Source organism: Mesorhizobium sp. CU3, assembly GCF_006442965.1.
GTDB lineage: Bacteria > Pseudomonadota > Alphaproteobacteria > Rhizobiales > Rhizobiaceae > Mesorhizobium.
In genome coordinates, this window is the sequence record NZ_VFWX01000001.1 from 166,533 (window position 1) to 192,063 (window position 25,531).

At 65.2% G+C, this 25,531-nt stretch carries 19 protein-coding genes; 9 read left to right on the forward strand and 10 right to left on the reverse strand.

Annotated features, from left to right (window positions below):
- Together FJ988_RS00825 and FJ988_RS00830 are read right to left on the reverse strand one after the other, a co-directional pair.
- The gene (locus FJ988_RS00825; RefSeq protein ID WP_140814797.1) at positions 1-639 is read right to left on the reverse strand and encodes a helix-turn-helix transcriptional regulator; all 639 of its coding nucleotides are present in this window, start codon (positions 637-639) and stop codon (positions 1-3) included.
- A gap of 125 nt (positions 640-764) precedes the next feature.
- Positions 765-1,067: a hypothetical protein gene (locus tag FJ988_RS00830; RefSeq protein ID WP_140814799.1), complete on the reverse strand. Its 303-nt coding sequence runs from the start codon at positions 1,065-1,067 to the stop codon at positions 765-767.
- Between the two features lie 272 nt (positions 1,068-1,339).
- On the opposite strand from FJ988_RS00830, the gene FJ988_RS00835 reads away from it, so the two are divergent.
- Entirely contained in the window at positions 1,340-2,989 is a 1,650-nt protein-coding gene (locus FJ988_RS00835; RefSeq protein ID WP_140814801.1) for an ankyrin repeat domain-containing protein, read from the forward strand.
- A 116-nt stretch (positions 2,990-3,105) separates the two neighbouring features.
- Here FJ988_RS00835 and FJ988_RS00840 read toward each other — a convergent pair whose 3' ends face one another.
- From FJ988_RS00840 to FJ988_RS00865, 6 genes are all read right to left on the reverse strand, one after another.
- Positions 3,106-3,648 carry a thioesterase family protein gene (locus FJ988_RS00840; protein WP_140814802.1) on the reverse strand — a complete coding sequence of 181 codons (543 nt, stop codon included), beginning with the start codon at positions 3,646-3,648 and terminating at the stop codon, positions 3,106-3,108.
- Positions 3,649-3,658: 10 nt separating this feature from the next.
- Complete coding sequence (locus FJ988_RS00845; RefSeq protein ID WP_140814804.1) at positions 3,659-5,881, reverse strand: 3-hydroxyacyl-CoA dehydrogenase NAD-binding domain-containing protein; 2,223 nt, start codon at positions 5,879-5,881, stop codon at positions 3,659-3,661.
- Positions 5,882-5,895: 14 nt separating this feature from the next.
- A complete protein-coding gene (locus FJ988_RS00850; protein ID WP_140814805.1) occupies positions 5,896-7,104 on the reverse strand; it encodes an acetyl-CoA C-acetyltransferase in 1,209 nt (402 codons plus the stop codon).
- Positions 7,105-7,137: 33 nt separating this feature from the next.
- On the reverse strand, positions 7,138-8,310 hold the full coding sequence (locus FJ988_RS00855; protein ID WP_140814807.1) for an acyl-CoA dehydrogenase family protein: 1,173 nt from the start codon (positions 8,308-8,310) through the stop codon (positions 7,138-7,140).
- 52 nt (positions 8,311-8,362) lie between these two features.
- Positions 8,363-10,159, reverse strand: coding sequence for an acyl-CoA dehydrogenase (locus FJ988_RS00860; protein ID WP_140814808.1), 1,797 nt, complete (start codon positions 10,157-10,159; stop codon positions 8,363-8,365).
- Positions 10,160-10,389: 230 nt separating this feature from the next.
- Positions 10,390-10,854 (reverse strand): MerR family DNA-binding transcriptional regulator, encoded by a 465-nt coding sequence (locus FJ988_RS00865; RefSeq protein ID WP_140815322.1) that lies wholly within the window; start codon positions 10,852-10,854, stop codon positions 10,390-10,392.
- A 465-nt stretch (positions 10,855-11,319) separates the two neighbouring features.
- On the opposite strand from FJ988_RS00865, the gene FJ988_RS00870 reads away from it, so the two are divergent.
- The 4 genes from FJ988_RS00870 (at position 11,320) to FJ988_RS00885 (ending at position 18,690) form a co-directional block, all read left to right on the forward strand.
- Positions 11,320-15,360 (forward strand): SEL1-like repeat protein, encoded by a 4,041-nt coding sequence (locus FJ988_RS00870; protein ID WP_140814810.1) that lies wholly within the window; start codon positions 11,320-11,322, stop codon positions 15,358-15,360.
- 190 nt (positions 15,361-15,550) lie between these two features.
- Positions 15,551-16,474: a sulfite exporter TauE/SafE family protein gene (locus tag FJ988_RS00875; protein ID WP_140814811.1), complete on the forward strand. Its 924-nt coding sequence runs from the start codon at positions 15,551-15,553 to the stop codon at positions 16,472-16,474.
- Positions 16,474-17,265: a TIGR02186 family protein gene (locus FJ988_RS00880; RefSeq protein WP_140814813.1), complete on the forward strand. Its 792-nt coding sequence runs from the start codon at positions 16,474-16,476 to the stop codon at positions 17,263-17,265. Before FJ988_RS00875 ends, FJ988_RS00880 begins: the two co-directional genes overlap by 1 nt.
- Positions 17,266-17,433: 168 nt before the next feature.
- A complete protein-coding gene (locus tag FJ988_RS00885; protein WP_140814814.1) occupies positions 17,434-18,690 on the forward strand; it encodes an Hsp70 family protein in 1,257 nt (418 codons plus the stop codon).
- Between the two features lie 331 nt (positions 18,691-19,021).
- Here the strand turns inward: FJ988_RS00885 and FJ988_RS00890 are convergent, their stop codons facing one another.
- On the reverse strand, positions 19,022-19,909 hold the full coding sequence (locus FJ988_RS00890; protein ID WP_140814816.1) for a LysR family transcriptional regulator: 888 nt from the start codon (positions 19,907-19,909) through the stop codon (positions 19,022-19,024).
- A 124-nt stretch (positions 19,910-20,033) separates the two neighbouring features.
- Between FJ988_RS00890 and FJ988_RS30715 the strand changes: the two genes are divergently transcribed.
- The 4 genes from FJ988_RS30715 to FJ988_RS00905 are packed head-to-tail and all read left to right on the forward strand — an operon-like array spanning position 20,034 to position 24,794.
- Complete coding sequence (locus FJ988_RS30715) at positions 20,034-20,192, forward strand: hypothetical protein (RefSeq protein ID WP_181183385.1); 159 nt, start codon at positions 20,034-20,036, stop codon at positions 20,190-20,192.
- Positions 20,189-23,119 carry a molybdopterin oxidoreductase family protein gene (locus FJ988_RS00895; protein WP_140814818.1) on the forward strand — a complete coding sequence of 977 codons (2,931 nt, stop codon included), beginning with the start codon at positions 20,189-20,191 and terminating at the stop codon, positions 23,117-23,119. Before FJ988_RS30715 ends, FJ988_RS00895 begins: the two co-directional genes overlap by 4 nt.
- On the forward strand, positions 23,116-23,850 hold the full coding sequence (locus FJ988_RS00900) for a 4Fe-4S dicluster domain-containing protein (RefSeq protein ID WP_140814819.1): 735 nt from the start codon (positions 23,116-23,118) through the stop codon (positions 23,848-23,850). The genes FJ988_RS00895 and FJ988_RS00900 overlap by 4 nt, the downstream gene beginning before the upstream one ends.
- 5 nt (positions 23,851-23,855) lie before the next feature.
- A complete protein-coding gene (locus FJ988_RS00905) occupies positions 23,856-24,794 on the forward strand; it encodes a DmsC/YnfH family molybdoenzyme membrane anchor subunit (protein WP_140814821.1) in 939 nt (312 codons plus the stop codon).
- A 4-nt stretch (positions 24,795-24,798) separates the two neighbouring features.
- Here the strand turns inward: FJ988_RS00905 and pdeM are convergent, their stop codons facing one another.
- Entirely contained in the window at positions 24,799-25,515 is a 717-nt protein-coding gene (gene pdeM, locus FJ988_RS00910) for a ligase-associated DNA damage response endonuclease PdeM (RefSeq protein ID WP_140814823.1), read from the reverse strand.
- Between the last annotated feature and the right edge of the window lie 16 nt (positions 25,516-25,531).

A 25,531-nucleotide genomic window follows, 5' to 3' on the forward strand; every position in this document is an offset into this window, starting at 1 on the left:
CTACTGGCTTGCCCAGACGATGCGCGCCACCCATTCGATCTCGCGCGCCGGGATATCTCGATCCGGATGGGCGGGATTGAGCGACACCAGAACGATCGATTTCACCGTCTGGCGGTCGAGCACCTTGGCCATCACCTCGCCGGCCGTCGTCTTGACGACGACACGGTCGCCTTTCCTGGTTGGCGCTCCGGGCTCGACGATCAGCACGTCGCCGTTGCGGTAGAGCGGCAGCATGGAATCGCCCTGCACCTGCAGCGCATAGGACGTCTCGGTCGCCCGCGCGGGAAGCTCGACAAGGTCCCAGCCCTGCCCTGCCGGGTAACCGGCATCGTCGAAGAAGCCGCCGGCGCCGGCCTGGGCGAAACCGAGCAGGGGCACGGCGCTGCGCTGTTGGGCCAACAGGGAGCCGCGTCCCTCGACCAGCCCGGTGAACTCCTCCAGCGAGGCGCCGGTAGCCTCGATGATCTTGGCCAGCGATTCGGTGGACGGCCAGCGCGGCCGGCCATCGGAGGACAGACGCTTCGATTTGTTGAAGGCGGTCGAGTCAAGCCCGGCGCGCCTTGCGAGGCCCGAGGCCGACAGCGAATAGCGTTCGGCGAGAGCATCGATGGCGGCCCATACGCGGTCGTGTGAGAGCAATGCCGCGCTCCTTCGAAACAGGAAAAAATGCCTCTGCCTGTCTAGCGCGCGACCGTCCCATTGTCCACCGGCGTCCGGCGGCTCATGACGCAGCCGTTCGTAAAATTAGCGCCCCGGCGTGGGGCCTATCCGATCCCGGCCAGCGCCCTGGGCAGGCCCTTCTTCAGTTCCTCGGCATTCATGACCGGCACGAAATCCACGGCGGCATTGAAGGCGAGGAAGAAGCGCTCGCCATAATAGGGCATGTCGGAACTGTCCTTGACGTCGACGAACAGATAGGCTGTGCGCTGCCCCTTCTCGGCGGTGAAATAGGCCGCCTCCGGTTTCAGCTCGGACAGGCTGTGTTCGATGAACTTGCCCATGCTGCCGTCCTTGAGCGCCTTGTTGCCTTCCACGGTTGGAACGGTGATTTTCAGCATCATGCGCATGATAGTCGCTCCCTCCAGCTCTTTTGTTAGCAATTGCTAATTTAACATCCGCACCCATCGCAATGAAGCCGACGCCGCCATGCTCTCGAAAGCGTGATCAAGCCAGCATCCGGATTGACCTTGGCGGCGGATTGATCTTATCGTCCGCGCGCGGTGCAGGCCGCATCCGGGTCCGCGGGAAGGGTTGAACCCACTTGCATCGATGAGCTGACAGCCAAACCTTTGTGCAGCCGGATTTGCGGACCTTCGGCGAAGAACGCACGGAGGTTTTCATGAGACAACTCCCCAATCGTCCCGATCTCGAGCTTCTGAAGAAGCAGGCCAAGGAACTGCTCGCCGCCTACAGGCGCGGCGCGCCGGATGCGCTCGCGCGCTTTCGCGAAGGGCTGCCATCGGCGGCGGGCAAAGACGACAAGGCGATCGCGGCGCTCGGCCTGCGCCTGCATGACGCGCAATCCTGCCTGGCGCGCGAGTACGGATTTCCGTCCTGGCGCGATCTGAGCAGTTTCGTTGCCGCGCGGCGTGCCTACGGCGCCGACCGCGCCTCCGCGATGCGCAACTGGGCCGGGCTCGTCTATGCCGGAGACATTAGCGGCAGCACCAACCGGGCGAGCCCGGATGCCGCCGCGCGCATGATCGAAGAACATCCCGAGCTGATCCAGGGCGACGCGTATCTGGCCTGCGCGGTCGGCGACTCGGCAATGTTGCGGGAGGCGACCAGCCGCGATGCCGGCTGGGTCAACCGCCCTGGCGGGCCGCTCAACCTGCCGCCGCTGGTCGCGGTGACCCATTCGAGCCTGGTGCGGCTGCCGCGCTTTAGCGGCGCGCTTCACGCCTCGGCAAAATTGCTGCTGGACGCTGGCGCCGATCCCAACCAGGCGGCCGGCAGCCGCTGGCCGCCGGCATCGCTGGAAAAACCTTCGGACGAATACCCACTCTCGGCGCTCTATGGAGCGGCCGGCCAGAACCATGATCCGGTGATGACGAAACTGCTGCTCGACGCTGGCGCTGATCCGAATGACGGCGAGTCGCTCTACCATTCGCTCGAGAACCCGGCCTGCACACGGCTGCTGCTCGCAGCCGGCGCTCGTGTCACCGGGTCCAACGCACTCTACCGGGTTCTCGATCTCGACAGCGCGGAGGCATTGAAGCTGCTGCTTGCGGCGCCTGACGCCGATCCCAACGAACCGGCCGGCAGCCAGCCGACCGCCGATTGGGGCAGGCCGCTGCTGTGGGCGATCCGCCGGCGGCGCTCGCCGGCGCATATCGAAGCGCTGCTAGCGGCCGGCGCCGACCCTTCGGCGCGGACGCCCGAGGGCCTGAGCGCCTATCAGGTCGCGCTGCGCTTCGGCCTGCCGGATGTCGCCGTGCTGCTGCGCCAGGTCGGAGACGACGACCCGCTTCCCGACGAGGAACAATTCGTCGCCGCCTGCGCGGCCGCCGAAAGGGCGACGGCGCAAGCGATCAAGACCCGCCGGCCCGACCTGCCGGCCTCGCTGTCGGAGCAGCAGTTGCGGTTGCTGCCGGAGCTTGCAGCGGAGGGCTGCGGCGACGCAGTGAAGGTGATGGTCGCAATGGGTTGGCCGATCGCCGTTCGCGGCGGCGACTGGGATGCCTCGGCGCTAAACCACGCCGTGTTTCGCGGCGATGTCGACCTCACCAGCTTCCTGCTGAAGCACGGCGCCGACTGGCGCGAGCGGCACGGCTTCGGCGGCGATGTGCGCGGAACGCTGGGCTGGGCATCGGTCAATGAGCCCGAACCGGAGGGCGATTGGTTGGGTTGCGCCGAGGCGCTTGTAGCGTATGGGATGCCGACCGGACGGCCGGCCCCCCAAGGCAGGCGGGCCGCCGTCGCCTTCGATGATGGGCTGCAGATCTTTTCCGACGAGGTGACCGATTTTCTGCTTGGCGTATCAGCCTGACGCAGCCGTACCGGATGCGCGTGATCGAGCCGTCCTGGCTTCGGCGACGCAGTCGATCTGGACAAAACCTTCCGCGCCGAGCATTGAAGCAGCCTGCCAGTGAATCGGCTTGATTGTCAGGCCGCCTTGGCCAGTTCGCGCAGGTTGCGGTGCGAGAGCATGAACGCCCGTTCGGCCTCTGTCGGCGGGCGCGGCGTGGCGGAGTGGCCAAGCGCCGCGACGACCTCGTCGATGTCGAGGAAGCGGCGGTTGCCGCGGTCATAGACGCCGCCGGTGGTCATGATCAGCGCCGCCGTCTCGCCATTGTCGAGGACGAAGCGATGCCTGCCGATGACGGAAGTGCCTTCCCAGGTCTCGATCGACGACGCCACCTCGAAGCGCCGCCACAGCCTGATCTCGCGCACATAGGCGACTTGCAGCCCGCCGATCATCGGTGCCCAACCCTTTTTGCGCGCCAATGCGATGAGGCCGATGCGCAGGAAGATGTCGATGCGGCCGAGATCGGCCAGCATCATGTAGCGCGCATTGTTGAGATGCAGGTTGAAATCGATGTCGATCGGCAGGCAGCGGAAGGCCAGCCGGCTCTCGTCGCCGACAAGATAAGGGCCACGGCTCGACGCCGTGGCCATCGTGCGCGCCATGCGCCCCCAGACATACATATCCGGTTCTTCAGGCGGCCTGCTTCACTTCGCCCTTCTGGTAGGGGTCGAAGCGCTGGTAGAAGGTCTCGTCCTTCTCGGCCATGTCGAGCAGGAGCTTCGGCGCCTTGAATTCGGCGCCGTATTTCTTCTGCAGGCCCTTGGCGATCTTGACGAAACGCTTGGCGCCGATGCCGTCGATATAGGACAAGGCACCACCGGTGAAGGGCGCGAAGCCGAAGGCCAGGATCGAGCCGACATCGGCCTCGCGCGGATCGGTGACGATGCCCTCTTCCATCACCCGCACCGCTTCCAGCGCGATGGTGACCAGCAGGCGCTGTTTCAGCTCCTCATAGTCGACCTTGTCGGGGTTCAGCTGCGGATAGAGGTCCTTGAGGCCCGGCCACAGCTTCTTCTTCGCGGGCTTGGCCGGATAGTCGTAAAAGCCCTTGCCGTTCTTGCGGCCGAAGCGGCCATGCGTGTCGACCATGGTGTTGATCAGCGCCATCTGCTTTGGATCGACGGCCTTTTCGCCGAGATCGCGAATGGTCTGCTTCATGATCTTCTGGGCAAGGTCGACCGCGGTCTCGTCGGTCAGCGCCAGCGGGCCGACCGGCATGCCGGCAGCCTTGGCGGCATTCTCGATCATCGGCGCCGGAACCCCTTCGATCAACATCTTGTAGGCTTCCGACATGTAGCGCAGCACGCAGCGGTTGACGTAGAAGCCGCGCGTGTCGTTGACGACGATCGGCGTCTTCTTGATGGCGCGCACGAAGTCGAAGGCGACGGCAAGAGCCTTGTCGCCGGTCTTCTTGCCGAGGATGATCTCGACCAGCATCATCTTGTCGACCGGCGAGAAGAAGTGGATGCCGATGAAATTCTTCGCCCGCGTCGAATTCTTCGCCAGCGCCGTGATCGGAATGGTCGAGGTGTTGGAAGCGAAGATCGCCGACGACTTCAGCACCGCTTCGGCCTTCTCGGTCGCATCCTTCTTGACGCCGGAATCCTCGAACACCGCTTCGACGACGAGGTCGCAGCCCGCGAGATCGGCATAGTCGGCCGTCGGCGTGATCAGCGACAAGAGCTTGTCCTTGTCCTCCGGCCTGGCGCGGCCCTTCTTGACCTGGTCGGCCATCAGGCTCTCGGAATGCGCCTTGCCCTTCTCGGCCGAGGCCATGTCGCGGTCGAGCAGAACGACCGGAATGCCGGCGCGTGCCGTGACATAGCCGATGCCGGCGCCCATGAAGCCGCCGCCGCCGAGGATGCCGATCTTCTTGAACTTGGTGTCCGGCACGCCGGCCGGGCGGCGGGCGCCCTTGTTCAATTCCTGCAGCGAGACGAACAGCGAGCGGATCATCGCCGCCGCTTCCTTGCCCTGCATGATCTCGGTGAAGTAGCGCTGTTCGATCTTCAGCGCCGTGTCGAACGGCACCAGCAGGCCTTCATAGACGCATTTCAGGATCGCCGCAGCGGCCGGATAATTGCCGTAGGTCTCGCGGCGCAGGATGGCGATGGCCGGCGGCCAGAGATTGGCGCCGGCAGCCGAATAGACCGGGCCGCCGGGCAGCTTGAAGCCCTTCTCGTCCCAGGGTGCGACTGGCTTCAGGCCGTTCTTGATCATCGCCTTGGCGGTCTCGACGAGCTTCGTCGGCTCGGCGATCTCGTGGATCAGACCCATCTGCTTCGCCTTTTGCGGCGTCAGGTTCTGGCCGGTGGTCAGCATCTGCAGCGCCTGCTGCTGGTCGGTCAGGCGCGGCACGCGCTGGGTGCCGCCGGCGCCCGGGAAGATGCCGATCTTCACCTCGGGAAGCGCCATCTTCACCTTGTCGCTGTCGGCGGCGACGCGGCCATGGCAGGCGAGCGACATCTCGAAAGCACCGCCCATGCAGGTGCCGTTGATGGCGGAGACCCACGGCTTGCCGCACGTCTCGATCTTGCGGAACAGGCCGTTCATGGCGCCGGCATTGTCGAACAGCGTCTTGATCGCCTTGTCCGGATCCTTGCCGTTCTCAGCGGCGAAGGCGGCCAGCATCTTTTGCAGCATGGTGATGTCGGCGCCGCCCGAGAAGGTGTCCTTGCCGGAGGTGATGACCGCGCCCTTGATGGCGGCGTCGGCCACGACCTGATCGACGATGGCGTTGAGCTCGCGCATCGCCTCTTCGGTGAAGACGTTCATCGAACGCTCCGGCATGTCCCATGTGATCAGCGCGATGCCGTCGGCGTCGGTGTCGAGGGTGAAATTGGTGTAGCTCATCTTTTCTCTCCCCGTCAGACGCGTTCGATGATGGTGGCGGTGCCCATGCCGGCGCCGATGCAGAGCGTGACCAACGCGGTGTTCAGGTCGCGGCGCTCGAGTTCGTCGAGCACCGTGCCGAAGATCATCGCGCCGGTGGCGCCCAGCGGATGGCCCATGGCGATTGCGCCGCCATTGACGTTGATCTTGTCGTGCGGGATCTCGAAAGCCTGCATGTAGCGCAGCACGACGGAGGCGAACGCCTCGTTGAGCTCGAACAAATCGATGTCCGACAGCTTCATCTTGGCGCGCTTCAACAGCTTTTCGGTGACATCGACCGGACCGGTCAGCATCAGCACCGGCTCGGAGCCGATATTGGCGAAGGAACGAATGCGCGCGCGCGGCTTCAGCCCCATGGCCTTGCCGGCCTTCTTCGAGCCAAGCAGAACGGCGGCGGCGCCGTCGACGATGCCCGACGAGTTGCCGGCATGGTGGACGTGGTTGACCTCCTCGACTTCCGGGTGCTTCTGCACGGCAACCGCGTCGAAGCCGCCCATCTCGCCCGGCATGACGAAGGACGGGTTGAGCGAAGCCAGCGACTGCATGTCGGTCGAAGGCCGCATGTGCTCGTCATGGTCGAGGATCGTCAGCCCGTTCTGGTCCTTGATCGGGATGACCGAATTCTTGAAGCGGCCATCGGCCCAGGATTTGGCGGCGCGCTTCTGGCTCTCGACCGCATAGGCGTCGACGTCGTCACGGGAAAAGCCGTATTTCGTGGCGATCAGGTCGGCCGAGATGCCCTGCGGCACGAACCAGCCGGGCAGGCCGACGGAGGGATCCATGAACCAGGCGCCGCCCGACATGCCCATGCCGACGCGCGACATGGATTCGACGCCGCCGGCGATGACGATGTCGTCGGCGCCCTGCGCGATCTTGGCGGCGCCGAAATTGATGGCGTCGAGGCCGGAGGCACAGAAGCGCGAGATCTGCATGCCGGGCGCCTTGGTGTCGTAGCCGGCCTCGAAGGCGGCCGCGCGCGGAATGACCGAGCCCGCCTCGCCGACCGGATCGACGCAGCCGAAGATGATGTCGTCGACAGTGCCGGTGTCGAGGCCGTTGCGGTCGCGCAGCGCCTCCAGTGTCCTGGCGGCGAGCCGCACCGCCGGCACTTCGTGCAGCGATCCGTCCTTCTTGCCCTTGCCGCGCGGCGTGCGCACGGCGTCATAGACGTAAGCTTCAGCCATTTTCGTGCTCCTTGGCTTTGCCGGCCGTCGCGCTTAGAGAGAGCGCCCGATCAGCAATTTCATGATTTCGTTGGTGCCGCCATAGATGCGCTGGACGCGAGCGTCGCGATACATGCGGGCGATCGGATATTCATTCATGTAGCCATAGCCGCCATGCAATTGAAGGCATTCGTCGACGACTTTGCCCTGTAGGTCGCTCAGCCAGTATTTGGCCATCGAAGCGGTGACCGGATCGAGGCCGCCGTCGATGTGGCGGGCGACGCAGTCATTGTAGAAGACGCGGCCGATGGTGGCTTCGGTCTTCAGCTCGGCCAGCTTGAACTGGGTGTTCTGGAAATCGATGACGGCCTTGCCGAAGGCCTTGCGCTCCTTGACGTAGTCGATGGTCAAGGCCAGCGCCCTTTCGATCATGGCAATGGCGCCGGTGCCGATCTGCAGCCGCTCCTGCGGCAATTGCTGCATCAGTTGGACGAAGCCCTTGCCCTCTTCATGGCCGAGCAGGTTCGACGTCGGCACGCGCACGTCGTTGAAGAACAGCTCCGACGTATCGTTGGCCTTCAGCCCTATCTTGTCGAGGTTGCGGCCGCGCTGAAAGCCTTCGACCTCGTCGGTCTCGACGACGATCAGCGAGGTGCCCTTGGCGCCCTTTTCGGGATCGGTCTTGGTGACGACGATGATGAAGTTGGCGAGCTGGCCGTTGGTGATGAAGGTCTTGGAGCCGTTGATCTTGTACTGGTTGCCGTCCTTCTCGGCGCGGGTCTTGACGCCTTGCAGATCGGAGCCGGCGCCGGGCTCGGTCATGGCGATGGCGCCGATTAGTTCGCCGGTCGCCAGCTTCGGCAGCCACTTCTGCTTCTGCTCCTCGGAGCCGTAATGCAGGATGTAGGGCGCGACGATCGAATTGTGCAGGCCGATGCCGAAACCGTCGACACCGACATGGCCGATCGCCTCGATGATGGCGCTCTCATGCGCGAAGCTGCCGCCGGAGCCGCCGTATTTCTCCGGCATGGAGGCGCAGAGCAGGCCGGCGGCGCCCGCCTTCAGCCAGCTCTCGCGGTCGACCATCTCGTTCTTCTCGAACTCGTCGTAGCGCGGTGCGATCTCTTCCGACATGAAGCGCTGCGCCATGTCGTAGAGCATGCCGACCTCGTCCGCCGCCCAGGCGGGCTTCGGCAGGCCAAGAATTTCGGCTGGATTTGTCGCCACGATTTCCTCCGCGTTCCGACAAGTGTGGGCCGGTGCTGCCGGCCCGCCAAACCTAGAACGCTTCCGCCGGCAGTGCCATTAGCGTGTCCGCGCCACTGGAAATGCGGGCAAGCCGGATCGCGGTCTCCGGCATGATGCGCTCCATGAAGAAGCGCGCCGTCGTCAGCTTGGTGTCGTAGAAGGACGCCGAGCCGTTGGCGCCTTCCGCAAGCTTGGCTTCAGCGGATTTGGCCATCTGCGCCCACATGTAACCCAGCGCGACCAGGCCGAAGAGATGCATGTAGTCGGTCGAGGCCGCACCGCCATTGTCGGGCTTGGCCATGGCGTTCTGCAGCAGCCACATGGTGGCCGCCTGCAGGTCATTGAGGCCTTTCTTCAGCGCCTTGGTGAAGGGCGCCATCTTGTCGTCGGCGCGGTTTTCCTCGCAGAATTCACCGACCTCCTTGAAGAAGGCCTGAACGGCGCGGCCGCCATTCTGCGCCAGCTTGCGGCCGACGAGATCAAGCGCCTGGATGCCGTTGGCGCCCTCATAGATCATGGCGATGCGGGCATCGCGCACGAACTGGCTCATGCCGTGCTCTTCGATATAGCCGTGGCCGCCGAACACCTGCTGCGCCATCACGGCGTGGTCGAAGCCCTTGTCGGTCAGCACGCCCTTGACCACCGGCGTCATCAGACCGGTGTAGTCGTCGGCCGCCTGGCGGTCCTTGTCGTCGCCCGAGCGGTGCGCGACGTCCGACTTGATGGCCGTCCACAGCGCCAGCGCGCGGCCGGCCTCGTTGAAGGCCTTCATGGTCATCAGCGAGCGGCGGATGTCGGGATGGACGATGATCGGATCGGCTTTCTTGTCCGGTGCCTTGGCACCCGACAGCGAACGGCCCTGGAGCCGGTCCTTGGCGTAGGAGACGGCGTTCTGGTAGGCGATCTCGGACACCGAGAGCCCCTGCAGGCCGACGCCCAGGCGAGCCTCGTTCATCATAGTGAACATGGCCTTGAGGCCGCCGTTCAACTCGCCGAGCAGCGTGCCCTCGGCCTCGTCATAATTCATGACGCAGGTCGAGTTGCCGTGAATGCCCATCTTCTCCTCGATCGAGCCGCAGGAGAGCGTGTTCTTCTCGCCGGGATTGCCGGAAGCGTCGAGCTTGAACTTCGGCACGATGAACAGTGAGATGCCCTTGACGCCTTCCGGCGCGCCCTCGGCGCGGGCGAGCACCAGATGGACGATGTTGTCCGACATGTCGTGCTCGCCGGCCGAGATGAAGATCTTCTGGCCGGAAATCCTGTAGGTGCCGTTGCCGTTGGGAACGGCCTTGGTGCGCAGCAGGCCGAGATCGGTGCCGCAATGCGGCTCGGTCAGGTTCATGGTGCCGGTCCAGATGCCGTCGATCATCCTGGGCAGCCAGGTTGTCTTCTGCTCGTCGCTGCCATGGGTGACGATGGCCGCAATCGCGCCTTGCGTCAGGCCCGGATACATCATCAGAGCCATGTTGGCGGAGATCATATATTCGGAGACCGCGGTGTGGACGGCGTAAGGCAGGCCCTGGCCGCCGAACTCGGCAGGCGCGGCAAGCCCCATCCAGCCGCCTTCGCGATACTGGTCATAGGCGTCCTTGAAGCCCTTCGGGGTCGTCACCGAGCCGTCGTCATGGCGCACGCAGCCTTCCATGTCGCCAACGCGGTTCAGCGGATGCATGACGTTCTCGGCGAACTTGGCGCCTTCGGCGAGGATCGCCTCGAGCACGTCGGGCGTGGCGTCGGAGAAACCCGGAAGATTCGAATAGCGCTGGTAGCCCAGCACGTCGTTGAGAACGAAGAGCGTATCCTGGACCGGCGCCCTGTAGACCGTCATGGCTTCCTCCACCCTTTTTTGTCTCGGCCGGCCAGCAAGTTCCCATCCACTCCTGAAGGGGGCCGGGCCAATCTCCGATGCCCCGATAACAAATATTGACGTTTGCGTAAACGTCAACAAGGTCGCAGGCAGAAAAAATTTGGCGCGCGGCCGGATAGTGGCGACAAAAAAGCCGCGCGGCTACTGCCACGCGGCTTTCATTTCCGGGGCCGTCCTCGATGGCGGCGCGATCAGCCGGCGGCGCTTGCCTGCGGTTGCGCGCTGCGCTCGCTCAGCATCTGGCGGACCGCCGTCATCGAGGTGCTGAGCTCATTGATGGCGTCGTCGATCAGCGCCCGCTGCTTCTGCAGGCGGGCAAGCTGCTTCTCCGACTTGTCGAGCGCGAGCCGCAACTGCTTGGTGTTGGAGCCGCTCGGATCGTAGAGGTCCATCATCTGCTTGACGTCGCGCAGCGAGAAACCGACCTTGCGGCCGAGCAGGATCAGCTTCAGCCGAGCCTTGTCACGGCGCGTGTAGAGACGGGTCGAGCCGTCGCGCTGCGGATTGAGCAGGCCCTTGTCTTCATAAAAACGCAGCGTGCGCAGGGTCACGCCGTACTTCTTGGCCATTTCGCCGATGCGGGCGAGTTCCTCGCCGGCCTCGGCCGGAATGCTATTGGTATTGGCCGCGGCTTCGCCGGGCGAAACAAGTTTCATGGTCACTGGCTTTCCCCTGGTGGCGTCGCGGTCGAAGACCAAGCGTCGCTTGAGTGGAAGCGGGGGCGTGCTTCCAATCGTGGTTGCAACAAGTCAATCACAAAAGGCACGGCTTCGCACCTTTTACGTTTACGTCAATCCTATACCGAGAGCCGCAGGGTGACGCAAGGGCGTTGTCGAAACGGAGCTTTATGCCGCACCCGGTTGCCCGGGGTGTCAGGCGGTTCACGATTTATGCGCGACTTCTTAAGCTTGGTTAACGCCTTGTTTACCACGTTGGGCGAATTGTGCGCATGTCGGTCACCCGTGGTTATCCTGTAGCGAATTTTTCACGGTTTTTCGAAGCGCGGGTGAAAACCCTGGAAGCTCGTCTTCCTCCGCGGCAAAACCGCTCGCTCCGCTTCGTTCCCGGCAGGCTACTGGGAAACCGGCCATCGGCCGGCCATTCAGAACACGGGCGCATCGATGAACAGCAAGCGGTCCTATCTCGATACACTCAACGCCGGCCGGCAGCGTCGGCCGCATGCCTCGCTCGAAGAACTGAACCGCTCGCTGGAAACGCTGGAGCAGCGGCTGGACCAGACGCGCGCCGACATGCCCGAGCGCCCCGATCCGCGGCGGCCGGCTGTCGAACCGCGCTATGCCGCGGCGCAGCCTTACGCCCAGCCGCGCTGGTATGAGGACCCTTACGCCGCGCAACGGCCGCAAAATCCGGCCCAGCCGAATCCAGTGCCGCAAAGCCGCGCGCCGCAGAGCCCGGCGCCCGCCGCTTCCGCCTTCGGCCAGAACTACCAGGCGATCGCCCGCGACATCGACCGCGTGCGCGGCCAGGAAGACAGCGTCGCCATGGTCGGCAAGATCGCCGTCGAACTGCGCGGGTTGCGCGAGGAACTGCGCCACCAGATGACCGCCGGGCTGCAGCGCGAATTCGAAACGTTCCGCCAGGATATCGACCGCGCCATGCAGGCCAACAGCCAGCGCGGCGCCGTCCCGGGCGCCCTGCCGGACAAGAGCAGCGCCGAGCTCGGCCTCGAATTCGAGCGCCTCTCCGGCGCCATCCAGACGCTTGCCGAAAAGAGCGACGACCGCAGCGTAAACCTGCTGCGGCTCGAGCTGGAGCAGGTGAAGGGCGCGCTCGACACGTTGGCGCGCGAGGAGAGCCTGCAGAAGGTCGACCGCCGCTGGGACGATTTCGACCGCCGCTGGAGCGCCTTCGAGGACCGCGTCGACGCCGACCAGCGCCAGCGCGCCGAAGGCCCTGGACTTTCGGTGCTGACGGACCGGCTCGAACAGATCGGCAATGCCGTCAACAACCTGCCGGAATCGTTATCGCTGCGCTCGCTGGAAGAGAAGGTGCGCACGCTGGCCGGCGCGGTCGACCGTTTCGCCGGTCAGCAGACCGCGCGCGGCGGCGAGACACTCGCCATGATCGACGAGCGGCTGGACGAGATTTCGCGCGCCATCGTCGCCTCGACGGTGGCCGCGCAGGCCAATGCCTTCGACCCCGAGAGCTTCGGCCGGATCGAGAAGCGCATCGCCTCGCTGGCGGTGCAGATCGAGGAGGTCGCGCAGGCACGGCCCGGCGCCGAGGTCATCGACCGCCTCAACCTTCTCTCTAGCCGTGTCGACGAGCTCGCCGGCCGCGCCCACCTGCCGGAACAGGCGATGGAGCGGCTGGGCAAGCAGATCGCCTCGATCACCGACAAGATGGACCGCGCGCCGGCGATGCCGGACGCCGACCAGATTTTCCATGGCCTTGAGCAACGCTTCGACGCGCTGTCGATGCTGTTCGAGCGCCGCCAGGGCGACGCGATCGAACAGGGTAACATGCTGTTCCGCGATCTCGAAAAGCGTCTGGACGAAGTCGCCGACCGGCTCGACCAGCGCATGCGGCAGGACGACAGCGCCGGCATCATGGAAGCGATCGACGCCCGCTTCACGGCTTTGGCCAAGCGCATCGAGACGCGCACGCCCGATCCCGCCAACGAAATGGCGATCCGCGGCCTGGAAAGCCGGCTCGAGGACATTTCCAGCCGATTGGAGACGTCGGCGCGGCAGGTCGCCGGCATCGACCCGGCGCTGATCCGCAGCCTGGAAGCCCAGGTCGCCGGCCTGTCGGAACATCTTTCCAAGCCGAGCACGCCGCTGCCGGACTTCGAGGACATCAGCCCGCGCCTCAACGAGATAGAGAAGTCGCTGGCCGGCACGCGCGATTCCATCCTGACCGTAGCGCGCGAGGCGGCCGAGAGCGCGGTCAAGTCGCTGGCCGGGTCTAGCTCCGACACGGACCAGTCGAACGCGACCGCCGTCGCCAGCCTCGCCCAGGACCTGAAGACGCTCGAAGCGCTCACCCGCCGCTCCGACGAGCGCAATTCGCGGACCTTCGAAGCGATCCACGACACGCTGCTCAAGATCGTCGACCGGCTGGGTTCGCTGGAAACAAGCGAAACCAGCGAAGCGGTCAGCGAACTGGTGGATCCGGCGCCGGCCGGCATGCGCGGCGGCCGCAAGATCGCGGTGCAGGACGCGCCGTCGATGGACATCGACCAGCCGCTGCCGCTCAGCGGAGACATGGCCGACCTGGAAGGTCGCGCCGCCGCCATCATGCGCGACGAACCCGTCCAGCCGCGCACGCCGGCCGAGGCCGCGGCGGCGGCCGCCATGGCGGCGCTCGGACCCGATGCGATCGCCGAGAAGGGCGACAAGGGCCGCAGGAAATCGATGTTTTCCGGGCTGACCCGGGCCTTCAAGGGCAAGAAGGACGCCGAGACGCCAGCGCTTGCCGGCTCGGCGCCGTCGGCAGACATTCCAAGCGTCGACATCGACGAGCCGCTCGACCCCAAGGCGGCCAATAGGCCGCTGGAGCCGGGATCGGGCGCGCCGGACCTCAACGCCATCATGAAGCGCGTGCGCGACGAGCGCGGCGGCCAGCCGGCCAAGCGCCCCGAGACCGACGCCGCAAAGTCCGACTTCATCGCAGCAGCGCGCCGCGCCGCGCAGGCCGCGGCCGCCGAAGCCGATGCGCTGAAGCGGCAATCGACGATGAAGGGGCCGGTGAAGGCGCTCCGAATAGGCGACCTGCTCAAGGCCCGCCGCAAACCGATCCTGATGGCCGCCGCGGCGATCATGATGGCGCTGGCCGGCCTGCAGCTCGGCAAGGCGTTCCTGGCCGATCCGGCGCCTGTCGCCAGCAATGACGAGGCGCCGGTCATCTCCACGCCGGCGGTCGAAACCGCCTCGCTCAACGCCAACAGCGCGCCGAAGATGGACGCGGATGCCGCCCAGCCGGACAGCGCACCGGCGCGCGTGGTTCGCCAGGCTGAACCCAGCAAGGATAGCGCGCCACCACAGGCCGCGGCTGAACCGTCAATTCCCGAGGCACCGGCCACCATGGCGCCCGCTGCACCGGCGTCCGCGCCGGTGGCGCTTGCGGCCCCTTCAGAGCCGGCACCAGCGCCGATGGCCTCGGCGACGGCGTCCGAACCCATGGCAGCGACCGCGACCGATATGGATGGCGACGCCCAGCCGATCGCCAAGGAACCGGCAGCAGTAACTCCCGCGGCAGCCGCCACGCCGGCAGGCACGGGCGCCGAGACCACCGGCACGGTACCGCCGGCGGACAACCAGGCCGCGACCGCCGCTGGAGCCAAGATCGACATTCCTTCCGAAATCGGCCCGATCGCGCTGCGCGACGCTGCCGCCGGCGGCGACGCCAAGGCGCTGTTCGAGATCGGCTCGCGCTACGCGGAATCGCGCGGCGTCAAGGAAGACATGAAGGCGGCGGCCAAATGGTATGAGCAGTCGGCCGAGCTCGGCTTCGCGCCGGCCGAATACCGCATCGGCAATTTCTACGAGAAGGGCATCGGCGTCGCGCGCGACATCAAGAAGGCCAAGAACTACTACCAGCTCGCCGCCGAGCAGGGCAACGCCAGCGCCATGCACAATCTGGCGGTGCTGTTTGCCATGGCGGCGGACGGCGTGACCGACAATGAGTCCGCCACGCGCTGGTTCCAGGAAGCCGCCGATCTCGGCGTCAAGGACAGCCAGTTCAATCTCGGCATCATGGCCGCCAAGGGCGTCGGCATGAAGCAGAACCTGGAAGAGTCCTACAAGTGGTTCGCGCTGGTCGCCAAGACCGGCGACAAGGACGCCGCCGCCAAGCGCGACGAGATCGCCAATGCGCTGCGGCCCGAGCAGCTCGAGCGGGCGCGCGCCGCGACCGAGTTGTGGAAGGCCAAGCCGCTCAACGCCGCCGCCAACTCGGCGGACGTGCCGGAATCCTGGCAGGACAGCGCGCCGCAGACCACCGCCAGCATCGACATGAAGAAGGCGATCAAGAACATCCAGCTGATCCTCAACAAGAACGGCTACGATGCCGGCGGCGCCGACGGTGTGATGGGCGGCAAGACCAAGACCGCCATCATGGCCTTCCAGACCGACAACAAGATGAAGCCGACCGGCGAGATCGACGCGCCGCTCGTCAAGGCGCTGTTGGCGAAGAAATAACGGCAGGCGCGTCGCATCCACGACGCCCTGCCACACATTTGCCTGTTAACTGATTGAGATGGTTTTTGTTTCGACGCGGCGGCGGGCTCTGAACCGCCGCCGCATCGACGCAAGAAAAAATTGGCTTTTCGGTGCGACACTGCTGGGGACGGCGGCATGCGCCGATACGCAAACTGATCGAGACAGACGGGTGGGCATCTATCTCCCGATCGCGGAAATTTCCGTCAATGTCTTCGTGCTGCTGGCGATGGGCGCGGCGGTGGGTTTCCTGTCGGGTATGTTCGGGGTCGGCGGCGGCTTCCTAATCACGCCGCTGTTGATCTTCTACAACATTCCGCCGGCGATCGCGGTCGCCACCGGCGCCAACCAGGTCATCGCCTCCTCCTTCTCGGGCGCGCTGTCGCACTTCAAGCGCGGCACGCTCGACTTCAAGCTGGGCGGCGTGCTGCTGGCCGGCGGCATCGTCGGCTCGACCGCCGGCATCTATGTGTTCGCGGTGTTGCGCCGGGTCGGCCAGCTCGATCTCTTCATCTCGCTGCTCTACGTCGTGCTGCTCGGCACCGTCGGGGGGTTGATGCTGGTCGAGAGCATCAATGCGCTGCGCGCCTCGCGTAGCGGCGCCGCACCCGTCCTGAAGAAATCCGGCCAGCACAACTGGATCCACCGGCTGCCGTTCAAGATGCGTTTTCGAGCCTCGAAGCTGTTCGTCAGTGTCATCCCGGTGCTCGGCCTGGGTGCCGGCATCGGCTTCCTGTCGTCGATCATGGGCGTCGGCGGCGGCTTCATCATGGTGCCGGCGCTGATCTATCTGCTCAAAGTGCCGACCAATGTCGTTATCGGAACCTCGCTGTTCCAGATCATCTTCACCTCGGCCTATACGACGCTGGTGCACGCCACGACCAACCAGACGGTCGACGTGATCCTCGCCTTCCTGTTGATGGCCGGCGGCGTCGCCGGCGCGCAATACGGCGCCAAGGCCGGCCAGAGGCTGCGCGGCGAACAGCTGCGGGCGCTGCTGGCGATGCTGGTGCTGGCCGTCGCCATCCGCCTTGCCATCGATCTCTTCGTGACGCCGCCCAATCGCTATTCGCTGACCGCCGCGGGCCTCAACTGATGGCGGCACGACAAGCATTTGCGGCCGCCCTATCGCTGTCGATGCTCCTTGCCCTTTCCCCGGCGACAGCGCAGACGCCGCCCGTGGAGAGCATCCAGATCGGCCTGTCGACCGACGCCATTTCGATCACGGCCGGTTTCTCCGGCGCCGACCTGACCATTTTCGGATCGCTGGAAAACCCCGACCCGCTGGTGGCGCGCCAGGGACGCTACGACGTCATCGTCGTGCTAGAAGGCCCGCCGCGCCCGGTCGTCGTGCGGCGCAAGGACCGGGTGCTCGGCGTCTGGATCAACCTGGAGTCGGAGACCTTCGAGAACGTGCCGGTCTCCTATTCGGTCGCAACCACACGGCCGCTGCAGGACATCGCCGAACCGGCCAAATACAAACAGCTCTCGCTCGGCGCCCAGAACCTCTACATGAAACCCGTCGACGAAGCCGACGCCCCGGCGACCATCGAGGAATTCACCGCGGCACTGCGCGACCGCAAGGCGGCGACCGGGCTCTACAGCGAGAATGTCGGCGGCGTGCAGTTCCTGTCGCAGAACCTGTTCCGCGCGACCGTGCGGCTGGCGCCGAACGTGCCCGTAGGAACCCACAAGGCCCGCGCCTTCCTGTTCAAGAGCGGCCTTTTCATCAAGGAAAGCTCGGCGCAGCTCGAAATTCGCAAATCCGGCTTCGAGCAGTCGATCTTCCGCGTCGCGCATGATTATTCCTTCCTCTATGGCGTGTTCGCCATATCGCTCGCCATGCTGACGGGCTGGCTTGGACGGCTCATCTTCCGCAAGGATTGATGCTGCTGGGAAAAATTGGGGTTCCCCTTTTCCCGGTTTTGCGATAAATCGCCGCCTCCCAACCTCAGGGCCTAGCAGACAATCAATTCGGCAGAACGTTCCGGCCATCCGGATCACGGCGCGCCATGCGTTTGCCCTGCCGCCACGAAGCAATCATAGGAGGCTGCGATGCAGACAGCATTCGGCGGCATCGATTTCGGCACGTCCAATTCCACGGTGGGCGTGATCCGCAACGAGCGCGCGCGACTGGTGGCGCTGGAAGGCGAGCAACCGACCTTGCCGAGCGCCGTGTTCTTCAACTTCGAGGATGGCCACACCTATTTCGGCCGGCGCGCAATTGCCGACTACACCGACGCCATCGAAGGCCGGCTGATGCGGTCGCTGAAGAGCGTGCTCGGCAGTTCGCTCGCACACGAGAAGACGCGCATCAAGGCGCGCCAGATCGGCTTCATCGACATTGTCGGCATGTTCGTCGGCCATCTGAAGAAGCGGCTCGAGGAAGACGCCGGCACTCCGGTGGAGAACGTCGTGCTCGGGCGTCCGGTGCAGTTCGTCGACGACGACGCGGCCGCCGATGCCAAGGCGCAGGGCGAATTGGAGAAGGCCGCCCATGCGCAAGGCTTCAAGCACATCGCCTTCCAGTTCGAGCCGATCGCGGCGGCGCTCGATTACGAGCAGAATGTTGCCCAAGAGGAGCTGGCGCTGATCGTCGACATGGGCGGCGGCACGTCCGACTTCTCGATCGTGCGCGTCTCGCCGGAGCGCGCCCGCTCGAGCGACCGCAAGGCCGACATCCTCGCCAATCGCGGCATCCATATCGGCGGTACCGACTTCGACCGGCTGCTTAGCATTGCCCATGTCATGCCCGAACTCGGCTATCTGACGCGGACCAAGGATCACAAGCGCAACCTGCCGGCCGCGTATTTCATCGACCTCGCGACCTGGCAGCGCATCAATCTTGTCTACACCGCCAAGGCGATGACGGACCTGAGGCAAATCCGCTACGAGGCCGAGCGGGCCGACCTTGTCGACCGCTTCATCCATGTCGTCGAGCATCGCTACGGACATGCGATGGCGGGACTTGTCGAAAGGGCCAAGATCGCGCTGACCGACCAGGCCTCGGCCGATGTGAAAGTGTCGCTGCCCGGCGCCCGCTTCGCCGCCGAGATCACGCGCGCCGGGCTGGAGGAGACGATCCATGGCGACATCGACCGGGTGACAGCGACGGTGCGGCAGACGATCGCCGACGCGGGCATCGATGCCTCCGCCATCACCGCGGTGTTCCTCACCGGCGGCTCGACCGCCATCCCGCTGGCGAAGCGCGAAATCCTTTCGCTGGTGCCCCAGGCCTCGGTCATCGAAGGCGACATGTTCGGCTCGGTCGGCCTTGGCCTTGCGCTCGACGCGCGGCGCAAGTTCGCGTGAGCGCAAGTTAGCTGGGAGTGAGCGCATCCAGCAGTAGGCGGTATGCCCAGGAGATTGGCCGAAACGCCCGTTACTTCGTCATCCACGGGCGGAGCAAGGAGCGAAGCGACGCGCGCAGACCCGAGGATCCATGCCGTGACGTCCGAGCGCTGCTGCGATGCAGAATTCTGCTCCGCTGCATTCTACGGCCAAGGTCACGGAATGGATCCTCGGGTCTGCGCTCCGCTTCGCGTCGCTCCGCCCGTGGATGACGAAGGTCGGAGGCCTCGGCTAATCGCGAACGTTTGCGATGATCAGTGTTCCAACAACATAGTCCGGCTGCCCTCTGAGGTCAGCCCGCCTTCTCCACCAGATGCGCCTTCAGCGCCATCTGCGCCAGGCTCGCCTGGCGGTCGCGGTGCGTGATCATGGCGAAGTCGCGCTTCGGCAAGTCGACCGGAACGGACCGCAAGCTGCCTTCCGTCAGGGAGCGCGCGACGACGAGCTCCGAAATGATGGTGGCGCCGGCGCCGGCCTCCACCGCCTGACGCACAGCTTCGTTGCTGGGCAGCACCAGGAATATCTGCAGCTCCGCCGGGGGCACACCCTCTTTACGCGCGAAATCCTCCAGCGCCTCGCGCGTGCCCGAACCGCCCTCGCGGATGATCCAGCGCAAGGCGCCGATGTCGAGGTGACCGTCCCGCGTATGCGGGATCTCGGGATGCGCTTTGGCCACCACCAGCATCATGCGATCCTCGTCGACCCTGGCGCGGCGCAGGAGATCGGATTCGGTGCGCCCCTCGACCAGCCCGAAATCGGCCCGGCCGTCCAGCACATTGGTCTCAACCTGGCGGGTGTTGCCGATGGTGACGCTGAGCCGTACCGCCGGATAAGCCTCGTGGAACGATGCCAGGCGGCGCGGCAGCCAGTAGCTGGCGATGGTCTGGCTGGCCGCGATCGACAGGCTGCCGGTGACGGTCTGCGAGACATCCTCCAGCATGCCGCGCGCCGCCGCCGCGCGGTCCAGCACCGCCTTCGCCTCAGGCAGGAAGCGGTGGCCGGTCTGCGCCAGTTCGATGTTGCGGCCGACGCGGTTGAACAGCCGCACGCCGTGCTGGCTTTCGAGCGCGCGGATGGCGGCCGAAGCGGCGGACTGCGAAATGCCGAGGCGTTCGGCGGCCTTGGTCATGTGGCCGAGCTCGGCGACCGCGACGAAGATGCGCAACTGATCGAGTGTCATACGACAACTAAGAAGCAAAATCGATCGGAATTACAAGAGCAGCTTGTTAGACGCATCAATTGCTTCGTTCTAAGTTTTTGCCGGAAGTTGGAAAAATTTGGCTGCCTTGCCGCCAAGGTTTGAAATGATCGGGCGCTTCAAATCCCTGTTCGCGCATTGGAACCGTCGCCTGAAGCGGCAGTTCGCCGGCGAGCGCTATCATCCCGAACTGCACTATATGCGCGGTCCAGGTCCGAAGACGAAGGCCAAGCTGGCAAACGGCAAGAGCGTTCGCCAATCATGAGCAAAGCCGCGCCGCGCGGCGCCAATTCCGCACCCTCGCAGCGGCCATTGGCTGACAGCCGGGCGCCGCATGAAGGCGACGGCGTCGAAACCTCGCCCCATGTCTCCGACCGCATCGCCAAGACCACCTGCTATATGTGCGCCTGCCGCTGCGGGATCGACGTCCACATCAAGGACGGCAAGGTCCGCTACATCAACGGCAACAAAGACCATCCGGTGAACCGGGGCGTGATCTGCGGCAAGGGCAGCTCCGGCATCATGCAGCATTACAGCCCGGCCCGGCTGCGTAAGCCATTGCTGCGCACGGGCCCGCGCGGCTCGGGCGAGTTCCGCGAGATCGAGTGGGAAGAGGCGCTGACCATCGCCACGGAACGGCTTTCGGCGATACGCCATGGCGATCCCAAAAAACTCGCCTTCTTCACCGGGCGCGATCAGTCGCAGTCGCTGACCGGCTGGTGGGCTTCGAAATTCGGCACGCCCAACTTCGCCGCGCATGGCGGCTTCTGCTCGGTCAACATGGCAGCCGGCGGGCTCTACACGATCGGCGGCTCGTTCTGGGAGTTCGGCGAGCCCGACTGGGACAATACGAAATACTTCATGCTGTTCGGCGTTGCCGAGGACCATGATTCCAACCCGATCAAGATCGGGCTGGGCAAGCTCAAGGCGCGCGGCGCCAAGGTTCTTTCGATCAATCCTTGCCGTACCGGTTACAACGCGATCGCCGACGACTGGATCGGCATCCGGCCAGGCACCGACGGGCTGTTCGTGCTGGCGCTGGTCCACGAATTGCTCAAGGCCGGCCGCGTCGATCTCGACTATCTCCTGCGCTACACCAACGCGCCGGTGCTGGTCGTGCAGGAGCCGGGCGCTGCCGATGACGGGTTGTTTGTGCGCGACATCGACGGCAATCCGCTGGCATGGGACAGGGTGGCGAATACGCCGGTCAAGGCGGCCGACCCGCAAGCGAAGCCGGCGCTGACGGGCAGCTATTATGTCGGCGGCCGGCGCTGCGTGCCGGTGTTCCAGCTCATTGCCGAGCGCTACCTGGACGAAAGCTATTCGCCGGATGCCGTCGCCAAGCGCTGCGGCGTCGACGCCGCCACCATCCGCCGCATCGCCGCGGAACTGGCGCATGTCGCCTTCGAACAGACGATCGAGCTGCCGGTCGCCTGGACCGATTGGGCGGGCCGCCGGCACGAGACGATCAAGGGCCGGCCGGTCTCGATGCATGCGATGCGCGGCATCTCGGCCCATTCCAACGGTTTCCACACCTGCCGCGCCATCCATCTCTTGCAAGTGCTGCTCGGCACCGTGGACGTTCCCGGCGGCTTCCGCTTCAAGCCGCCCTACCCTCGCCAGGCGCCCCCCGGACCGAAGCCGGCCGGCAGGAATGTTCAGCCGATGACGCCTCTGGACGGCATGCCGCTGGGCTTCGTTTGCGGCCCGGACGATCTGCTCGTCGACGAGGCCGGTACGCCGCTGCGCATCGACAAGGCCTATTCCTGGGAAGCGCCCCTCGCCGCGCACGGCCTGATGCACACGGTCATCCGCAACGCCTGGGCCGGCGATCCTTATCCGATCGACACGCTGATGATGTACATGTCGAACATGGCATGGAACTCCTCGATGAACACGGTCGAGACGATCCGCATGCTGACCGACAAGGATGCGTCGGGCGCCTACAAGATCCCCTTCATAATCTATTCCGACGCCTATTATTCCGAGACGGTGGCCTTCGCCGACCTGGTGCTGCCCGACACCACCTATCTGGAGCGTCACGACTGCATCAGCCTGCTCGACCGGCCGATCAGCCATGCCGACGGCCCAGGCGACGCCATCCGCCATCCTGTCGTCCAGCCGGACCGCGACGTGCGGCCGTTCCAGTCGGTGCTGATCGAGCTCGGCGCGCGGCTCGGCCTGCCCTGCTTCGTCGACACGGACGGCTCGGCGAAATACCGCGACTATGCCGACTATATCGTCAACCACGAGCGCTCGCCCGGCATCGGCCCGCTGGCCGGCTGGCGCGGCAAGAATGGTGGATCGACCGGCAGAGGCGACGTCAATCCGGACCAGCTGCAGCGCTACATCGACAATGGCGGCTTCTGGCACCACGATTTCGCGGCCGACCAGCGCTACTACAAGATGGGCAATCGCTCCTATCTCGATTTCGCCGTCGAGATGGGTTTTGTCCCGAATGCCGAACCGATCTTCTTCCAGCTTTATTCCGAACCGATGCAGCGTTTTCGGCTCGCCGCGCGCGGCCACGGCAAGGTGCGACCGCCGGAGGCCGAGCGGAGCCGCATCGAAGCCTATATGGACCCCTTGCCGTTCTGGTACGCGCCCTTCGAGGACGACGCCGTCGATCTCGAAAGATATCCGCTGCACGCGCTGACCCAGCGGCCGATGCATATGTACCATTCCTGGGGCTCGCAGAATGCCTGGCTCAGGCAGATCACCAGCCAGAACCGGTTGTTCGTGCATCACCAGACCGCCGCCAAGCTTGGCCTTGCTGACGACGACTGGGTGTGGATCGAGAGCATCAACGGCCGGGTTAAGGGGCAGATCAAGCTGATCGACGGCGTGAACCCGGACACGGTGTGGACCTGGAACGCGATCGGCAAGCGGCGCGGCAGCTGGGGCCTGAAAGACGACGCGGCGGAGAGCAATCGCGGCTTCCTGCTCAACCACATCATCGGCGACCAGACATCGGCCGACGCCAACGGCAAGCGCTATTCCAACTCCGATCCGGTCACCGGACAGGCAGCATGGTTCGACGTGCGCATGCGTATCGTGAAATGCGCTCCCCAAGAAGCCGGTTTCACCGAGCCGCAGTTCGAGCGTTTCAGGCAGCCGCCGCATTTTCCAGCTCCGCCCGAGGTGCTGCGCTTTGGCGCGGAGTTTCATGCAAAGAGGGAAGCCACCGAATGACCTGCCTTCCCGCCCGGACCGAGAAGAAGCTCGGCCTCGTCATCGACCTCGACACCTGCGTCGGCTGCCAGGCCTGCGTCACCGCCTGCAAGGAGTGGAACACCGGCGGCCATATGGCGCCGCTGACCGACATCGACCCCTATGGCGGGCATGTCGACGGCGTCTGGTTCAACCGTGTGCACGCTTACGAGCACACGACGGAACTGGGCGGCCGGACAGTCAACTTCCCGCGCTCCTGCCTGCATTGCGAGACGCCCGCCTGCGTCACCGTCTGCCCGACCGGCGCTTCCTACAAGCGCGCATCGGACGGCATCGTGCTGGTCGATGAGAGCAAGTGCATCGGCTGCAAATTGTGCAGTTGGGCATGCCCCTATGGCGCGCGCGAGTTCGACAGCGATGTCGGCGTGATGAAGAAGTGCACGCTCTGCGTCGACCGCATCTACAACGACAATCTGGCGGCGGAGGACCGCGTGCCGGCCTGCGTCGCCGCCTGCCCGACCAGCGCCCGGCATTTCGGCGATCTCGGCGATCCGGCCTCGGCGATCTCGCAACTGGTCGAGGAGCGCGGTGGCGTCGCGCTGATGCCTGAACTCGGCTACAAGCCGACCAATCGCTATCTGCCGCCACGCGCGCGCAGCGAACGCGCCGCGAAGGTCGACGCGCTGGCGCTGGAGCCCATCAAGGCGGAGGGCGGTTTCCTCGGCTGGATCGATCGCATGCTTTCGAGCTAGCAATCATGCATCCCGCCTTTTCCGTCGTCTTCTTCACCACAGCGACCGGCGCCGGCTACGGCCTGCTGGCGCTGCTCGGCATGCTGGGCGGGTTCAGCTTGATCCCGGCCGATTTCTGGCTCGGCCTCGTCGGCATGGCGCTTGCGCTCGGCCTGATCGCGGCGGGTCTTTTGTCCTCGACAGGCCATCTCGGCCGGCCCGAACGGGCCTGGCGCGCCTTCTCGCAATGGCGCAGTTCCTGGCTGTCGCGCGAAGGCGTGGCCTCGGTCGCGACTTTCATACCGGCTTGCATCTTCGGCATCGGCTGGGTGTTTCTCGGCCGCAGCGGCGGTTGGGTGGCCATCGCCGGCCTGCTGGCAGCTATAGGCGCGGCGGTAACGGTCTGCACGACCGGCATGATCTACGCCTCGCTGAAGCCGATCGCGCAATGGCACAGCCGCTATACGTTGCCGGCCTATCTGATCTTCGCGGCGATGACCGGCAGCGTTCTGGGGAATGCCCTTCTGCAAGGCTTCAACGTCGGTTCGAATGCGATGCTGATCTTGGCGCTACTTGCCACGCTTGCCGGCTGGGGCTGGAAGCTGGCGACCTGGCGATACAATGACCGCCTGGAGATCTCGACCACCGCAAACACGGCGACGGGCCTTGCCGGCGGCCTTGTCCGGTCGATCGAATGGCCGCATACGGAAGAAAACTATCTGCTCAAGGAAATGGGCTTTCGCATCGCGCGCAAGCACAGCGCCAAGCTGCGGCTGATCGCGCAGGCGCTGGCTTTCGTTGTGCCTCTTGTCCTGCTTGTCCTCGTCTTCGTGGCGCCATGGCCTTTGGCGGCATTGTCGTCCGCGCTGGCGGCGATCGTGCAATTCGCCGGCGTGCTGGTCGAGCGCTGGCTGTTCTTCGCCGAGGCGAAGCACACGGTCACGCTCTACTATGGACTGGAGTAGCGCCTCAGCCCGGCCGCAGCATCGATCCTGAGATGGCGAAGATGCGCTCGGCGCCGAGCATATAGGCAACCAGCGTTTCCAGCCGGAACAAGCCGGCATAGGCGCGGTCGAGCACATTAAGCGAGCCGGTATAGGCGCCGAAGGCCGGCATGATCATGCGGCCGCCATCTGCCGCGAAGCAGCGCCGCCTGACCGAGCGGCCGCGCTGGACGATGCGCGCGCAAGGGTGGAGATGCCCCGATATCTCGCCTTCGATGCGTATCTTCGACGGTTCATGGCGGAAGACCAGGGAGCCGATGGCAAGTTCCTTCACCGTGTCGCCGGGCAGATCGGCAGGAGCGTCGGGATCGTGGTTGCCGGCGACCCAGAACCAGTCGCGGGCGGCCATCATCGCTTCCAGCTGTTCGCGGAAACTCTGATGCATGCGCTCGGCGCCGCCGCCATCGTGAAAGGAATCGCCCAGGCTGACGACGATGCGCGGCTGGTAATCGGTTATGACCGACTGCAATTGCAGCAAGGTCGCGCCGGTGTCGTAGGGCGGGATCAGCGCGCCGCGCCTGGCGAAGGACGAGCCTTTTTCCAGATGCAGGTCGGACACCGCCAGCAGGCGCAGATCGGGGAAATAGAGCACGCCGCGCCGGTCGCACACCGCGCGCTCGCCGGCGATGCCGACAAGGTCGGCCTCGGCGACCAGCGTTGCGCGCGACAGCGAAAAATTCATCCCCTCTGCACTCTCA

Excerpts from the sequence above, each read along its gene's own strand:
- FJ988_RS00830 (WP_140814799.1), bottom strand. The coding sequence starts at position 1,067 with ATGCGCATGATGCTGAAAATCACCGTTCCAACCGTGGAAGGCAACAAG.
- FJ988_RS00835 (WP_140814801.1), top strand. The coding sequence starts at position 1,340 with ATGAGACAACTCCCCAATCGTCCCGATCTCGAGCTTCTGAAGAAGCAG.
- FJ988_RS00840 (WP_140814802.1), bottom strand. The coding sequence starts at position 3,648 with ATGTATGTCTGGGGGCGCATGGCGCGCACGATGGCCACGGCGTCGAGC.
- FJ988_RS00845 (WP_140814804.1), bottom strand. The coding sequence starts at position 5,881 with ATGAGCTACACCAATTTCACCCTCGACACCGACGCCGACGGCATCGCG.
- FJ988_RS00850 (WP_140814805.1), bottom strand. The coding sequence starts at position 7,104 with ATGGCTGAAGCTTACGTCTATGACGCCGTGCGCACGCCGCGCGGCAAG.
- FJ988_RS00860 (WP_140814808.1), bottom strand. The coding sequence starts at position 10,159 with ATGACGGTCTACAGGGCGCCGGTCCAGGATACGCTCTTCGTTCTCAAC.
- FJ988_RS00865 (WP_140815322.1), bottom strand. The coding sequence starts at position 10,854 with ATGAAACTTGTTTCGCCCGGCGAAGCCGCGGCCAATACCAATAGCATT.
- FJ988_RS00870 (WP_140814810.1), top strand. The coding sequence starts at position 11,320 with ATGAACAGCAAGCGGTCCTATCTCGATACACTCAACGCCGGCCGGCAG.
- FJ988_RS00880 (WP_140814813.1), top strand. The coding sequence starts at position 16,474 with ATGGCGGCACGACAAGCATTTGCGGCCGCCCTATCGCTGTCGATGCTC.
- FJ988_RS00885 (WP_140814814.1), top strand. The coding sequence starts at position 17,434 with ATGCAGACAGCATTCGGCGGCATCGATTTCGGCACGTCCAATTCCACG.
- FJ988_RS00890 (WP_140814816.1), bottom strand. The coding sequence starts at position 19,909 with ATGACACTCGATCAGTTGCGCATCTTCGTCGCGGTCGCCGAGCTCGGC.
- FJ988_RS30715 (WP_181183385.1), top strand. The coding sequence starts at position 20,034 with ATGATCGGGCGCTTCAAATCCCTGTTCGCGCATTGGAACCGTCGCCTG.
- FJ988_RS00895 (WP_140814818.1), top strand. The coding sequence starts at position 20,189 with ATGAGCAAAGCCGCGCCGCGCGGCGCCAATTCCGCACCCTCGCAGCGG.
- FJ988_RS00900 (WP_140814819.1), top strand. The coding sequence starts at position 23,116 with ATGACCTGCCTTCCCGCCCGGACCGAGAAGAAGCTCGGCCTCGTCATC.
- FJ988_RS00905 (WP_140814821.1), top strand. The coding sequence starts at position 23,856 with ATGCATCCCGCCTTTTCCGTCGTCTTCTTCACCACAGCGACCGGCGCC.
- pdeM (WP_140814823.1), bottom strand. The coding sequence starts at position 25,515 with ATGAATTTTTCGCTGTCGCGCGCAACGCTGGTCGCCGAGGCCGACCTT.